At 35.5% G+C, this 14,824-nt stretch carries 16 protein-coding genes; 6 read left to right on the top strand and 10 right to left on the bottom strand.

The window, feature by feature from the left end; genetic code table 11:
• Positions 1 to 219: 219 nt before the first annotated feature.
• The 4 genes from EKQ63_RS03700 to EKQ63_RS03685 form a co-directional block, all read right to left on the bottom strand.
• Complete coding sequence (locus EKQ63_RS03700; protein ID WP_060629358.1) at positions 220 to 888, bottom strand: LSm family protein; 669 nt, start codon at positions 886 to 888, stop codon at positions 220 to 222.
• 162 nt (positions 889 to 1,050) lie between these two features.
• On the bottom strand, positions 1,051 to 1,500 hold the full coding sequence (locus EKQ63_RS03695) for a spore coat protein (protein WP_088327794.1): 450 nt from the start codon (positions 1,498 to 1,500) through the stop codon (positions 1,051 to 1,053).
• Between the two features lie 20 nt (positions 1,501 to 1,520).
• Positions 1,521 to 2,018, bottom strand: a complete 498-nt coding sequence (locus EKQ63_RS03690) for a hypothetical protein (protein WP_060629356.1) — start codon at positions 2,016 to 2,018, stop codon at positions 1,521 to 1,523.
• A gap of 236 nt (positions 2,019 to 2,254) precedes the next feature.
• Positions 2,255 to 2,494 carry a helix-turn-helix domain-containing protein gene (locus EKQ63_RS03685; protein ID WP_001004507.1) on the bottom strand — a complete coding sequence of 80 codons (240 nt, stop codon included), beginning with the start codon at positions 2,492 to 2,494 and terminating at the stop codon, positions 2,255 to 2,257.
• Between the two features lie 181 nt (positions 2,495 to 2,675).
• Here EKQ63_RS03685 and EKQ63_RS03680 point away from each other — a divergent pair, with 181 nt between their 5' ends.
• Entirely contained in the window at positions 2,676 to 3,044 is a 369-nt protein-coding gene (locus tag EKQ63_RS03680) for a hypothetical protein (RefSeq protein WP_060629355.1), read from the top strand.
• Positions 3,045 to 3,239: 195 nt separating this feature from the next.
• On the opposite strand, the gene EKQ63_RS03670 is transcribed toward EKQ63_RS03680, so the two are convergent.
• Positions 3,240 to 4,289: an NAD(P)/FAD-dependent oxidoreductase gene (locus EKQ63_RS03670; protein WP_087951989.1), complete on the bottom strand. Its 1,050-nt coding sequence runs from the start codon at positions 4,287 to 4,289 to the stop codon at positions 3,240 to 3,242.
• A 331-nt stretch (positions 4,290 to 4,620) separates the two neighbouring features.
• Here EKQ63_RS03670 and EKQ63_RS03660 point away from each other — a divergent pair, with 331 nt between their 5' ends.
• Genes EKQ63_RS03660 through EKQ63_RS03650 form a run of 3 tightly spaced genes read left to right on the top strand, consistent with a single transcriptional unit; the run spans position 4,621 to position 7,631 of the window.
• Entirely contained in the window at positions 4,621 to 5,538 is a 918-nt protein-coding gene (locus EKQ63_RS03660; protein ID WP_000732578.1) for an iron-hydroxamate ABC transporter substrate-binding protein, read from the top strand.
• Positions 5,539 to 5,586: 48 nt separating this feature from the next.
• Entirely contained in the window at positions 5,587 to 6,627 is a 1,041-nt protein-coding gene (locus tag EKQ63_RS03655; RefSeq protein WP_140421270.1) for a FecCD family ABC transporter permease, read from the top strand.
• Positions 6,624 to 7,631, top strand: a complete 1,008-nt coding sequence (locus tag EKQ63_RS03650; protein WP_000613093.1) for a FecCD family ABC transporter permease — start codon at positions 6,624 to 6,626, stop codon at positions 7,629 to 7,631. Before EKQ63_RS03655 ends, EKQ63_RS03650 begins: the two co-directional genes overlap by 4 nt.
• Positions 7,632 to 7,676: 45 nt before the next feature.
• Here the strand turns inward: EKQ63_RS03650 and EKQ63_RS03645 are convergent, their stop codons facing one another.
• From EKQ63_RS03645 to mtnK, 3 genes are read right to left on the bottom strand one after another with little or no spacing between them, the layout of a single operon-like run.
• Complete coding sequence (locus tag EKQ63_RS03645) at positions 7,677 to 8,318, bottom strand: L-fuculose-phosphate aldolase (protein ID WP_000926547.1); 642 nt, start codon at positions 8,316 to 8,318, stop codon at positions 7,677 to 7,679.
• Positions 8,319 to 8,372: 54 nt separating this feature from the next.
• Positions 8,373 to 9,416, bottom strand: coding sequence for an S-methyl-5-thioribose-1-phosphate isomerase (gene mtnA / locus EKQ63_RS03640; protein ID WP_143880731.1), 1,044 nt, complete (start codon positions 9,414 to 9,416; stop codon positions 8,373 to 8,375).
• Between the two features lie 12 nt (positions 9,417 to 9,428).
• Positions 9,429 to 10,658, bottom strand: a complete 1,230-nt coding sequence (mtnK, locus tag EKQ63_RS03635) for an S-methyl-5-thioribose kinase (RefSeq protein WP_060629351.1) — start codon at positions 10,656 to 10,658, stop codon at positions 9,429 to 9,431.
• Positions 10,659 to 11,247: 589 nt separating this feature from the next.
• Here mtnK and ahpC point away from each other — a divergent pair.
• Both ahpC and ahpF read left to right on the top strand, forming a co-directional pair.
• On the top strand, positions 11,248 to 11,811 hold the full coding sequence (gene ahpC / locus EKQ63_RS03630) for an alkyl hydroperoxide reductase subunit C (protein WP_000924422.1): 564 nt from the start codon (positions 11,248 to 11,250) through the stop codon (positions 11,809 to 11,811).
• 14 nt (positions 11,812 to 11,825) lie between these two features.
• Entirely contained in the window at positions 11,826 to 13,352 is a 1,527-nt protein-coding gene (ahpF, locus tag EKQ63_RS03625; RefSeq protein WP_087951986.1) for an alkyl hydroperoxide reductase subunit F, read from the top strand.
• A gap of 52 nt (positions 13,353 to 13,404) precedes the next feature.
• Here ahpF and EKQ63_RS03620 read toward each other — a convergent pair whose 3' ends face one another.
• Together EKQ63_RS03620 and EKQ63_RS03615 are read right to left on the bottom strand one after the other, a co-directional pair.
• Positions 13,405 to 14,151 (bottom strand): hypothetical protein, encoded by a 747-nt coding sequence (locus EKQ63_RS03620; protein WP_087951985.1) that lies wholly within the window; start codon positions 14,149 to 14,151, stop codon positions 13,405 to 13,407.
• Between the two features lie 3 nt (positions 14,152 to 14,154).
• Positions 14,155 to 14,763 carry a class I SAM-dependent methyltransferase gene (locus tag EKQ63_RS03615; RefSeq protein WP_143880730.1) on the bottom strand — a complete coding sequence of 203 codons (609 nt, stop codon included), beginning with the start codon at positions 14,761 to 14,763 and terminating at the stop codon, positions 14,155 to 14,157.
• Between the last annotated feature and the right edge of the window lie 61 nt (positions 14,764 to 14,824).

Genomic DNA, 14,824 nt, shown 5'->3' with positions numbered 1-14,824 from the left:
ATATTAGTTAAGCAGTTCTCCCTCAAAAAAATAAATTGAATACACCAAAAGATAGCTCGTACATATTTTTTATAATTTAGCACAAGGTTTCCTTTTCAACGGTCATACAAACATATTTATATTCAATTCATTTTTTCCCTCATATTCAAATTGTACTAAACAAATAGGCTCGACCTTTTCTTCTGCATATAAAAGAAAAAGCCAGCCCTTTCAACTAGTCTACGGACAATGGACAGATTTTACATGTTGAATATTTACATACATTTTCGCATCACGCGCTTTTAATATTTCAATATGCCCTTCATCAATCTTCGCCATCTTTCCGATCTTATTAGATTCCTCGCCTAAATCGAACACCATGATTTTGCCAGACATTTTAATAAGTTGCTCTTCAAACGTTCGAGCTAACGTAATATTTAACGGATTCACAGGGAGTTCATTTTTATTGAGGGCATAAGGCACTTGATTTTCTTTATACGGAATTAACCATTTCAAATGCTTTAAAGATATATATACTGTTTTATAAACTGGACTATAAAAAACAATATAATCGTTCATTACACTTGTAACATATCCATGTATTGGAGCATTTCCAGCTACATAAATTTCTGTGAAAATCCCTTTAGAGGTACTTAATACTTTCCTCAAAGAAATAGAAGGAGATTCTCTCTTAATTACAGAATCTGCATCTGGTTTTGAGATTTCTTCATCATGTGGTCGTAAAAATTTATAATATTGTACATGGTATAAAGATATATATACGTAGTCTTGTCCATTGTAAAGAACAACGATATCATTTCCTACATCTATTAATACACCTTTAAATCTTTTTTCACCGATTAATTTAACATATATATTTTCCCCAATCCTTTTGTTTAACTCATTCATCTATATCCTCCTTCCTATGAATTTCCTCTTTCCTGTCTTTCATTTCTAAAAAAATAATCAGGGCAAAGTTCTGTTTTAATAGTAAGTAATTCCTTTTCATACTATCGAAATAAGAAATTGTTCTTCTCTTTCCCTCATAATGCCCCTCTTATTTATTAAACATTATTCATCTTCATTCTTTTTACATTTAACTACTTGACTCACACTCTTAATATGATAATTAATGATATAAATAACTTCATCACAGTTTACTAGTGTAATATATTCTTCATGAACTTCACTTAATAAACCTTCCACACACTCTGGACCACCACGATTAATCTTTACCCACTTATACGTCAAGTCACATAATACATCAACAAAAGTATCATCATCAGAGTAGGAACATGAAACATAGCCATCGTCACATTTACTTTCTTTCACTTTCTTAACTAGACTCTTCACATGTTTCAATTGATAATATACTAATTCACCAAGAGGAAGTTGTAATGTAAGGTAATCTCTCCCTAACGATACAAGTACCCCTACTCGACTCTCTGGTCCACGAAGATTTACTTTTACAGTCTCGCCGACCAAGCATTTAATTTGCTCACAGCATAATACATTCTCCAATTTTGTATCCCCCTTTCTTATTATCTCCCTCTACTTGATTGTCTTTGTGCACGAGCTCGGCCTGAATTATTGCTTTCACTATTACTTTCTTCGTCCTCTCCGCACTCTACTGTGACACTCTTAATATGGGATATTGCAACTAATATAACTTCTTCTTTTACAATTAATGTCACAAATTCACAAGAAACATCTTGTAAAATACCTTCAACTTTCTCTGGGCCACCACGATTAATTTTCACCCAGCGATATTTGAAGCTTTGAAGCAGCTTTTCAAAGTCATCTTCACACTCACATTCCAACCATTCACAATCATCTGCTTTACAATCTTTCACATTTTTTGTAACACTTTTCAGATGACGAATCTGATAGTAATAGAGCTCTCCTTTTTCATTCCTTAATACAAAGTAATCCGAGCATACTGCGACTATTGTCCCTTTTTGGGCCTCTGGACCACCTCTGTTTACTCTCACAAAAGATCCAATTAAGTCTTTCAGAAAATTACAATGAAATAAACTCACGAGAAAACCCCTTCCATTAATTTATAAGCTTTTGCACTGATAGTATATGTATCTGTACAGGTTACGTTCTCTATGTTTGTCCTAGCTAGAAAAAAATATGCTTTTAACATGGTAGACTACTACCTATCAAACTTCGAAGAAACACTAAGCGCTCCTTAGGCTTTTGATATCTTTAAACAAAAAAATCCCGTATGAAGATACATTTCTGCCTATCTTCATACGGGATTTCCCATCGTTTAATCTTCGTCTTTAACATCCATATCTTCTGGAATTGGTTCGTTCAATATTTCTTCCACTAATTGCTTATATTTCTCCATTTGTTCTAAATGTGTATTGAATTGTTCTTTATTTAATAAATATTGCTCTCCATCAAATAGTGCACGAATTTTCTTTTGCTGAATTAACTCTTCAATATACGACTTTGGTAAATTCAAATACTCCGCAGCTTCTTCTACTGTTATATACAACTCGTTCATTCCTTTATTATTTTTTCCTATATACTGTATCTTACTTTATTTTTGTAAACAAATAAAAAAGATTTTGTAAATGCAACCTAAAAAGCAGGTAGATGCATTCCATATATTGTATAATAGTATATAGTAAGAATTTTTTAAATATAGAATGGTATTACCCATTTACACAAAGGAGAGTTAACATATGGCTACTCGTCACATCATTACAATGTTAGAAAAAACATTACAAATTGAAACAGAAAACACAATTTCTCATTTAACTGCATCTTTATCTGATCGTATTCTTTCTCAAAGCGCAGCAATACAGGAAAACAATTGTTACCATACAATTGGAGAATGGTACAAAAATCATTTCTTATTCCAACAAGAGGATTTCCTTTGGGCTAAATACGTTTTCTATGACGCATATTGTGAGGAAATAAAAAAACAAGGTCATCTTACAAAACGTGTTCGCCAAATATTAGAATCATTAGCTCGAATGCATGGAAAACAGTACATTGCTTCTATATTAAATATGCCATTTCCTAACGAACGAGCTAAAGGAACAGCATAATGTAATATTGTTCTGCGTCAACAAAGCATAGATTCATTATTTTCTAGGAAGATTTACAAATAAAACGTTCATGTCACATGAACTGATGAAACCGGTGTCATTATAATGATTGAAAATATAGTAAACAGGAAAACCCCCATTTATCTCTCTCGTCATTTGAATAGAGAAGTAAATGGGGGTATACTTGTTCCTTTACTATTTCATCATCTGCTTAATCAATTCACGATTTCTCTTCTTAAATACTTCATTATGCGAAGAAACCATTCCATACTCACTTGCATCTGGCTGAATAAATTGTTTCGCTTTATTTACAGCATTTCCAGCATCTTGGAATGCTCCCGCAATTAAGTGTAATTTTCCTTCATGCTTTAAAATATCCCCAGCGGCATATAATCCGTCTACTGAAGACTCACTATTTGCATTCCCTGCAATATAAAAATTATCTATAATCGCAACATCTAACTCACTATTTTCTAATAATGTAATGTCACGTTCATATCCATGATTAATAATAACTTCATCAATAAGTAAATGAGAAACTTCACCTGTCTCATGATTCGTTAATTCTACATATTCAATCGCTTCATGACTATCACCAGCAATTAATTTTGTAATCGATGTATGAAAGAAACACTCAGCTGAGCTGTTCAGCAGTTGCTTCACTTGTGCTTCATGACCAGATAATTCTTCTTTTCTATATGTTACATATACTTTTTTCGCGATTGGTTCTAATTCATTTGCCCAATCAACGGCAGAATTTCCTCCGCCGGAAATAATGATCGTTTTATCTTTGAAACGCTTTAAAGATTTCACTGTATAATTTAAATTCGATACTTCAAATCGCTCAGCACCTTCAATTGATAACTTTTGTGGTTTCAATATACCACTTCCAGTTGCCACAATAACTGTTTTTGAAAAGTGTTCTTTTCCATCGTTTGCTTTTAACGTAAAAGTGCCATCTTTATTACGAATAATCGATTCTACTTTTGTATTTAATACAACTTCCGGCTTAAATGTTAGCCCTTGTTGTACAAGTTGTTCAATTAATTTCTCACCTGTAACTGGTAATAGTCCACCTACATCCCAAATCATCTTCTCTGGATAAACATGTATTTTTCCACCTAGCTGCGGTTGAAATTCTATTATTTTCGTTTTCATTTCTCTGAGTCCACTATAAAAAGCTGAATAAAGCCCTGCAGGCCCTCCGCCTATCACAGTTACATCAAACAATTCTTCTCGATTCATTCGTGCTCACTCCTCAGCTACTAATCATTGATTATCATTCTCAATAAAATATAACCTGTTTCTGCAAAATTTACAATTAAAATTACTATTGACAATACAACTAGATAAAATTATATTATTTAATGAATCAATAGTGATAATCATTATCAATTTGTTAATAATTAGAAAATTTGAGATTACATCTTCTTTTATTAGTATGGTCAATACTATATTGTGACATCTCACATTCAAGATTTTTAATAAATATTTTGTATTACCACTACTCTTTCAAAAAGATTGCAGTTAAACAAATTATTGTATACACATATCATCTATTTAAAGGAGACAGACGATGAAAAAGTTATTTATTTCACTAACAGTTCTTTTCGTCCTTGTTATGAGTGCTTGTAGCAATGGCTCTACAGACAAAAAGAATGATGCAAAAGGTAGTAAATCAGAAACAATTACATACCAATCTGAAAATGGTAAAGTAGAAGTTCCTGCAAATCCAAAACGCGTTGTTGTTTTATCATCATTCGCTGGTAACGTAATGTCATTAGGTGTAAATCTTGTTGGGGTAGATTCATGGTCTAAACAAAACCCTCGTTTTGATAGCAAACTTAAAGATGTTGCTGAAGTATCAGATGAAAATGTTGAAAAAATCGCTGAACTAAATCCAGATTTAATCATCGGTTTATCAAATATTAAAAATGTTGATAAGTTAAAGAAAATCGCTCCTACTGTAACATACACTTACGGAAAAGTTGATTACTTAACACAGCATTTAGAAATTGGTAAGTTATTAAACAAAGAAAAAGAAGCAAAAACTTGGGTTGATGACTTCAAGAAACGTGCACAAGAAGCTGGTAAAGAAATTAAAGCAAAAATCGGTGAAGATGCTACAGTTTCTGTTGTAGAAAACTTCAACAAACAGCTTTATGTATACGGCGAGAACTGGGGCCGCGGAACAGAAATTCTGTACCAAGAAATGAAATTAAAAATGCCTGAAAAGGTAAAAGAAAAAGCATTAAAAGAAGGTTACTACGCATTATCTACTGAGGTATTACCTGAGTTTGCTGGTGATTACTTAATCGTAAGTAAAAACAAAGATACTGATAACTCATTCCAAGAGACAGAATCATATAAAAACATCCCAGCAGTAAAAAATAATCGCGTATACGAAGCAAACATGATGGAATTCTATTTCAATGATCCACTTACATTAGATTTCCAACTGGACTTCTTCAAGAAGAGCTTTCTTGGTAAATAATACAAACATGAGGAATTCTTAATTTAAGAATTCCTCTTCCTTTATTCTATGAAAAGAAAAGATGTGAAACGAATGACAAAAGAACATGACAATACACGTTCTATAGCTTTTACATACAAATTAATTTTAAGCACAATTGCATTCTTTCTTATTTTTATGGTGGCAATGGTATTAGGTGCTGCAGATACTTCAATAAAAGACGTATGGTTAGCACTCACTTCCTCCGCTAAAGGGGATAAAATATCTATTATTCGCGAAATACGTTTGCCCCGTGAAGTTGCTGCTATTTTTGTAGGAGCTGGACTTGCTGTTTCTGGAGCAATTATGCAAGGATTAACAAGAAATCCACTTGCCGATCCTGGATTATTAGGGCTATCTGGTGGAGCAAATGCTGCACTTGCACTAACACTTGCTTTCAACCCTTCCATCAGCTATCTTTACTTAACATTAGCTTGCTTTATCGGTGCTGCCGTTGGCGCAATTATGGTATTTGGAATTGGTATGGCGAAAAAAGGTGGGCTCTCTCCTCTTCGAATTGTATTAGCTGGTGCTGCCGTTTCAGCATTTCTACTCGCAATTTCAGAAGGGGTCGGCATTTACTTCAAAATTTCACAAGATGTATCACTGTGGACTGCTGGAGGCGTAATCGGAACTACTTGGAGCCAATTGAAAGTTATTATTCCAGTCATTTCAATTAGTATCTTTATCGCTATCTTACTAGCCAAAAAATTGACAGTTCTTAGTTTCAGTGAAGAAGTGGCTATTGGACTAGGTCAAAAAATTATTGTTATTAAAACCATTCTATTTATCATTATTATCTTACTTGCAGGTGCATCTGTAGCACTTGTCGGAAATATGGCATTTATCGGTTTAATGGTACCTCACATGGTACGCCCAATTGTCGGTCCAGATTACCGATTTGTTATACCAATGTCAGCAATTGCTGGGGCTTCCTTTATGCTACTTGCAGATACAATCGGACGTACCATTAACGCTCCGTACGAAACACCAGTTGCTGCTATTGTCGCAATTGTAGGATTACCATTCTTCCTATTCATTGTACGTAAAGGAGGAAAAATGTTCTCATGATCCCATCTATTCTAAGAAAACAACGTCTTATTATACTCGCTTTACTTATCCTAACCATTACAACTATTGTAATTGGAATGGGGCTCGGTTCAGCATCTTTATCTTATGATCGACTACTCCCAACATTAATGGGACAAGGAACTTTTAAAGAGGAGTTCGTTTTATACTCATTAAGACTCCCTAGAATTGTCATTACATTATTAGCTGGTATGGCTCTCGCTTTATCAGGAGCTATTCTGCAAGGACTTACCCGAAATGATTTAGCTGAACCTGGTATTCTTGGAATCAACTCTGGGGCCGGTGTTGCTGTTGCTATTTTCTTCTTATACTTTCCAATAGATGTAGGTTCATTTCTTTACTTACTACCTGTCGTTGGATTTATCGGAGCATTTCTAACAGCTGTTCTAATCTACGTATTTTCATATAGTAAATCAACTGGACTTCAGCCGGTGCGATTAACATTAACCGGTATCGGTTTTGCATTTGCACTATCTGGAATGATGATTGTCCTTATTTCATCCGCAGATCGTATGAAAGTGGACTTTATCGCCAAATGGATTGCCGGTAACATTTGGGGAGATGACTGGATCTTTGTTTTAGCAATGCTCCCATGGTTAATCGTATTCATTCCGTTCGTTTTCTATAAGGCAAATCGATTAAACATTCTAGCATTAAACGAGCCAGTCGCAATCGGCGTTGGAATTGAAATTGAAAAAGAACGCAGATACTTATTAGTTGCAGCCGTTGCGCTTGCAGCTGCAGCTGTTTCCGTAACAGGAGGAATTAGCTTTATTGGACTAATGGCTCCTCACATCGCAAAATCTTTAGTAGGTCCAAGACATCAAATCTTCATGCCTATCGCCCTTTTAATCGGTGGATGGCTATTACTATTAGCAGATACAATCGGAAGAAACATCGTTGAGCCTAACGGTATCCCAGCAGGTATTGTTGTCGCTTTAATTGGTGCTCCTTACTTTATGTATTTGTTGCTTAAGAAGGCATAGAAAGACCCTCAAGAGTCAAATCTTGAGGGTCTTTCTTGTTTCATTCTATTGCTGCCCATACCCTTCAAACTTCTTCGCCAAATTCTCCATCTCATCTTCTGGCAATAACTTAGGCTCTCCGACGCTTTTCGTTTGATAATAAATTTGCGCACAAAACTCAATTTCTTCCGCAACAGTAAATGCCATTTTTATGTTATTTGCACCTGCAATTAAACCGTGATTCGCAAGTAAAACAGCACGACGATCAATCATCCCTTCGAAAGCTGCCTCTGCTAATTGCTTCGTACCAAATGTTTCATAAGGTGCACAGCGAACATTAGGGCCTGCGAAAGCAATTAAATACGATACTGCGGGCAATTCCCATCCTAATGATGCAATTGTCTTCGCATAAGGAGAATGTGTATGCACAAGCGCATTTATATCTTCACGCTTTCTATAATAAATAAGATGCATATCGAGTTCGCTTGATGGTTTTCTCTCTCCCTCTACTACATCACCATCTAAGTTTAATATAACTACATCTTCAGGCTTCGTTTCATAATAATCTAAACCACTTGGGCTAATGGCAACAAGACCTTGCTCGCGATTGAAAATACTAATATTACCGCCTGTCCCCTTTGTTAAACCGCTAGAAATCATTTTCTTTCCATACGCTACAATTTCTTCTCTCTCTTTTTGTAATAACATATACATCCCCCTAAGTATGAAGCTTATGATAACTGAATTTTTAACTCTATCTACTTATTGAAATAGCCTTTTTAAGTTCTCCGTAAACGGTGGTTTTACAATCCCTTTTTCCGTAATAATCGCTGTTACATTTTCATGTGGCGTGACATCAAATGCTGGATTATATACTTTACTTTCTTTCGGAGCAGAATATTGTCCAAAGCGATTGATTACTTCAGAAGCATCTCTTTCCTCAATCGGAATTTCTTTTCCTGTCGGTGTTTTCAAATCAATTGTCGGTGTTGGTGCCGCTACATAAAACGGAATGTTGTAGTATTTCGCTAAAATAGATACACCCAATGTCCCAATTTTATTTGCTACATCACCGTTTGCTGCCACACGATCGCATCCAACGATTACCGCATCAATCTTCCCTTGTGACATGACCATAGCTGCCATATTATCCGTAATAACAGTGACGTCAATTCCCGCTCGCTGCAATTCTAATGCTGTTAACGTTGAACCTTGTAATCTAGGACGCGTTTCATCTGAATAGATTTTTAAGTCCCACCCTTTTTCTTTCGCTAAGTACATTGGAGCTGTTGCAGTACCATACTTAGTCGTCGCTAACGCACCAGCATTACAATGTGTTAACACTCCCATTCCATCATGGAATAACGTTAATGCATGTTCTCCAATTTGACGGTTAATTTCTTCATCTTCTCTATGAATCTCTTTTGCCTCTTCTAGTAATCTATCTTTCAACTGTGCGATTGATAAGTGAGCGTTTTCTAGCGCTATTACCTCCATTCTTTCAAGTGCCCAAAATAAGTTTACTGCTGTCGGTCTTGATGTTGCTAAGTATGCACATACCTTTTTTACTTCCTCTATCAATTCTTCTACCGTATTTTGAGTAAATTCCTTGGCTCCTAAATACACACCATAAGCTGCTGAAACACCAATCGCTGGCGCTCCTCTTACTTTCATTACTTGAATGGCATCCCACACACTTTCAGCTGTTTTAAAAGATTCATAGACAACTTCATTCGGTAATAATGTTTGATCTAATAAAACTAAAGCATCCTCTTTCCACTGGATTGGTATTAATTGCTCTTCCATCATCTTCTCCCCTTACTTCGCGTAGTGCATCGACTGTTCTTTTAACGTTCCTACAAAGCTTGTACCTGTTTTATATTGATTCGCTCGTAAAATAAATTTCTTTGCAACTTGAAGACAAATACGTTCCGCTCTAGCACGTGCTTCCTCATTCTCAATACAAGTAATGTCTTGTACTTTCGCTAGCCCAACAATACGACGAATTAACTCGAGACCCGTCACCGCAGCTGTATCCTCTAATACAGATTGTAAATAGATTTCGTTAAAGCCTTCTTCCTTCGCCATAATCTCTGTCACATGAATATCCCAAGCGTCTAAAAACTTCTTCTTAAATAAATCAATTACCTCTACCATTGTCGATTGTAACCAATCCATATACGTATCTTTCTCAGCTCCAGCTGACATCGTTGCATCTGCATTTACCCAAGCAAACATTAAATTCGCCATTACATTCCCGATGTCATATCCCATCGGCCCATAAAAGGCAAACTCAGGATCAATAACCTTTGTAGAATCATCTCTTACAAAAACAGAACCAGTATGCAAATCACCGTGAAGAAGCGCCTGTGCATTCGTCATAAAAGAAAATTTCAGCTTTGCTACTTCCATACGAAGCTCTTTATCACTATAAATACGCTCTCTAATCCATCCTTCATTTAACGGAAACAGCTCATTACGCTTATTATGATTTGTAAATGGCTCGGCGTATACGAGGTCTTCTGTAATCTCACATAATTCAGGATTTATATAATTCTTCACCAGTTCCTTCTTCTCTTTATGATTCATTACAACATCCGATGTTAATAAGAGTGTATTTACCAAAAAGGTCGTTAAATCATCTGCAAGCTTTGGAAACATTTGATGATTTATAAGTGCTGTACGTAATATTGTATGGTCCGATAAATCTTCCATTACACAACAATTCATCACACTATCAAAAAAATACACCTTTGGAACAAGCCCAGGTGCTAACTCTTCCTCTAACTGCAAAACATCTGATTCTATACGGATACGATTCGTCGACAACTTAAACTCATCTGAAATACGTGCTGTATCCCCAGCTTGCTTTACAATGACAGAAATGTTCTCCTTTTCATCCCAAACGCGAAATACATAATTTAAATTACCATCACCTATTTCTTTACACTTTAGCCCCTTTACATGTTCAAACTTAGATAATTTCTCTTTCACATATACAATCACATCGTTAGCTTCCATTAAAAAATACTTCGTGAACTTAGACATGGTTTCCCCTCCACACTAATTGTAAGCGTTTTCTAAAAGCTATAAAAAATAATAGGATTAAATCTTTCATCCTATAATATATGTTCTTCTTTTTGAAATGTATATCTAGGTTTTATTATATCTTGTTAGCACTTTGAGTCAATGTTTCTAATTATCATTACAATATACTTCTTAATTATATATTTGAGAGGACAAAAATTGTTCAAAAAGATTCTAATTCATTTTATTTTATTTATGACACAATTCTTTGTAAAATAGAAATAAGCAGTTCCTTTTCAAAAAGACAACTTCTAAGAAATATTTCCTTCCTATGATTTATACTTACAACATATCTCTAACATACACACTACACTTTCAAACACTCATTGAAAATTTATGACATAAAAATTACCTTTTAATTCTCTAACAATCTTAATTGAGAATTAATATTAATTAAATTGATATAAAGTTCGTTTATTCTCTTGACAAAATAACCACTTCTATATGATAATTAATATCGAATTAGAATTATTATAGTTAATTAAAAAATATATTTTATGAGCACACTATTTTTTGATGCTCAAAACCAACATTTAGGAGGAATTTTAATATGTTATTAATCGGCACAGAAGTAAAACCGTTTAAAGCTAATGCTTACCATAATGGAGAATTTATCCAAGTTACTGACGAAAGTTTAAAAGGAAAATGGAGTGTAGTTTGTTTCTACCCAGCTGATTTCACATTCGTTTGCCCAACTGAACTTGAAGACTTACAAAACCAATATGCAACTCTTAAAGAGTTAGGCGTTGAAGTATACTCTGTATCTACAGACACTCACTTCACTCACAAAGCATGGCATGATAGCTCAGAAACTATCGGTAAAATCGAGTACATCATGATTGGTGACCCAACTCGCACAATTACTACAAACTTCAACGTTTTAATGGAAGAAGAAGGTCTTGCTGCTCGTGGTACATTCATCATCGATCCAGACGGCGTTATCCAATCTATGGAAATCAATGCTGACGGTATCGGCCGTGACGCAAGCATTCTTGTTAACAAAATTAAAGCAGCTCAATACGTACGTAACAACCCAGGTGAAGTTTGCCCAGCTAAATGGCAAGAGGGTTCTGCAACACTTAAACCAAGCCTTGACCTTGTAGGCAAAATCTAAGGAGTTCGATCAAAATGATACTAGATGCAGATATAAAAACACAACTATCCCAATATCTTCAATTAATGGAGAACGATATTTTACTTAAAGTAAGCGCAGGAGACGATGACGTATCTAAAGATATGTTAGCTCTAGTAGACGAATTAGCTACTATGTCATCTAAGATTACAGTAGAAAAAGTTGAATTAGAGAGAACACCAAGCTTTAGCGTAAACCGCCCTGATGAAGACACTGGTGTCGTATTCGCTGGTATTCCATTAGGACACGAATTTACTTCATTAGTGTTAGCTTTACTACAAGTAAGTGGACGCGCTCCAAAAGTTGAACAAAAATTAATCGATCAAATTAAAAACATTCAAGGCGAATATCATTTTGAATCTTATATCAGCCTAAGTTGTCATAACTGTCCTGATGTTGTACAAGCTCTTAACGTAATGAGCGTTCTTAACTCTGGTATTACACATACTATGATTGATGGCGCTGCATTCAAAGAGGAAGTAGAAAGCAAAGACATCATGGCAGTACCAACAGTTTTCCTAAACGGCGAATCTTTCGGAAGCGGTCGTATGACACTTGAAGAAATTTTAGCTAAAATGGGTAACGGTCCAGATGCATCAGAGCTTTCTGATAAAGATCCATACGATGTTCTTGTTGTTGGTGGCGGCCCTGCTGGTGCAAGTGCAGCAATTTATGCAGCACGTAAAGGTATCCGCACTGGTATCGTTGCTGAACGCTTCGGTGGTCAAGTAATGGATACTATGGGTATTGAGAACTTCATCAGCGTAAAACGCACTGAAGGTCCTAAGCTAGTAGCAAGTCTTGAAGAGCACGTAAAAGAATACGACATCGATGTAATGAATCTACAACGTGCGAAACGTTTAGAGAAAAAAGAACTTATTGAAGTGGAACTTGAAAACGGCGCTATTCTGAAAAGTAAGAGCGTAATCGTTTCAACAGGTGCTCGCTGGCGTAATGTTGGCGTACCAGGTGAAGCTGAGTTCAAAAATAAAGGTGTAGCATACTGCCCACACTGTGACGGTCCATTATTCACTGGAAAAGACGTAGCAGTTATCGGCGGTGGTAACTCTGGTATTGAAGCAGCTATCGACTTAGCAGGTATTGTTAATCACGTAACTGTTCTTGAATTCATGCCAGAATTAAAAGCTGATGCTGTATTACAAGAGCGTCTTAACAGCTTACCAAACGTAACTGTTCTGAAAAACGTTCAAACGAAAGAAATTACTGGTACTGATAAAGTAAACGGTATTTCTTACATCGATCGTGAAACTGAAGAAGTTCATCACGTTGAATTACAAGGTGTATTCGTACAAATCGGTCTTGTTCCAAACACAGACTGGTTAGGCGAAACAGTTGAACGCGTTCGCGGTGAAATCGTAACAGACAAGCACGGCGCTACAAACGTACCAGGGGTGTTTGCTGCAGGTGACTGTACAAATAATCCGTACAAACAAATCATCATCTCTATGGGTTCAGGTGCAAACGCAGCTTTAGGTGCATTTGATTACTTAATCCGTAACTAATATAGACGTGAGTAAAAGACGCATTACCAATTAGGTAATGCGTCTTTTTTTATTACAATGTATTTACATAGTCGTCAAAATCCTTCCAACATAGTATTGTATACGGCGACCCTATATCCAATACTACTTTTACATCCTCTGCCACTACTTTGATTCTTTTTAATGTGCTGTCTCTTTTTCCGGCCGGATAAATAGCAATTTTTACAACTTCCTGTTTTCCACCCTCATAAATCTTTATTTTCAATTCTAATTGGTCTATTTCTTCTTTTGAAGGAATCTCTTTTCCTTCCCAATCACACATTTCGAACAGAGGATATCGATCTCCATGCCATTCCTCAACAATCTCAATGACTTTAAGGATAATATAATTCCCCGATACTAATTCATAACTAACAGCATCACCTGCTTTTAAAGAAGTATTAGCTATAAATCTCTTCGGTACTTTTTTCGCTTCTGGCTGCGGAGAATTTAACTGCTCTCTTAATTTATTTAAAACTACTTCACGTTTCTTCTGTAATTTAGGTTCTTCTTCCCAACGAGCTAAATCTGCACCACTCTCTATTATTTGCAATGCCTCCTGCTTAACATTCTCTTGAAGTCTCCCTAACCTCCATTGTATGGAAGCAAATATTAACCAAAAAACAATAGTTTCTTCATCATCTAATTCATTCTTGTATTCCTCAATTACAATCCGACTTGCTTCCTCATTTGAGTATTCATTTGCTAACAAATCCTTATACAGTAACTTAATATCCTCAGCAATATCGTCTGATAATATTGCTACTCCCCAAGCACCCATACATTAACGCTCCAATCTATACACTAAAAACCTCTCATTTCCATTCTTCTCATAAGCCCCTGGCAATCTAACTTCCCTCTTCAGCTCAAACGCAGTCTGATTTTCTAAGAAGAAAATATAGTCCTCAGAAGGATAAAATAAAATAATATCCACTTCTCTCCCCTTTTCTTCTACCGAAAGTAAAATGTTATTTACTACGTTCATAAATACTTGTACAGAAAATGGGTTGAAGAAATAAAATCGGTTATCACGTGGATCAATCTCATATTCCTGCGCTAAACAGCATTCAAACCCAATTTTACCTTTACTGTTTCTTACCTTGCGTGCATAACGATCAAGATTATCCAACGCTTCTTTATAAAACTCTTCATTCATTTCAATTCCAATCGCTGAAGCACCACACTTATGGTGCATATAAAAGTTCAATCGTCCTTTTCCACATCCAAAGTCTACAATCTGGTCGCTACTTCTTATTTCATATTGATTCAATAACTCATCTAATCCGTTATACGGCGTCGGTTCATAACGATGATAATGCATAGACTTGTTAAATCCTTTTTGCTCACCGACTGTTTTTATATTTAAAACTGCATCATAATATTGTTCGTTCATTCGACTTCTCCTATTAAGAAATGGTACTTATTATTATACACCATGTACTGGAGACTCATTT

The organism is Bacillus sp. BD59S, from assembly GCF_007363175.1.
Classification (GTDB): Bacteria; Bacillota; Bacilli; order Bacillales; family Bacillaceae_G; genus Bacillus_A; species Bacillus_A pacificus.
Note: the sequence above shows the minus strand (reverse complement) of the source record. Positions and strands in the feature narration are given on the sequence as shown.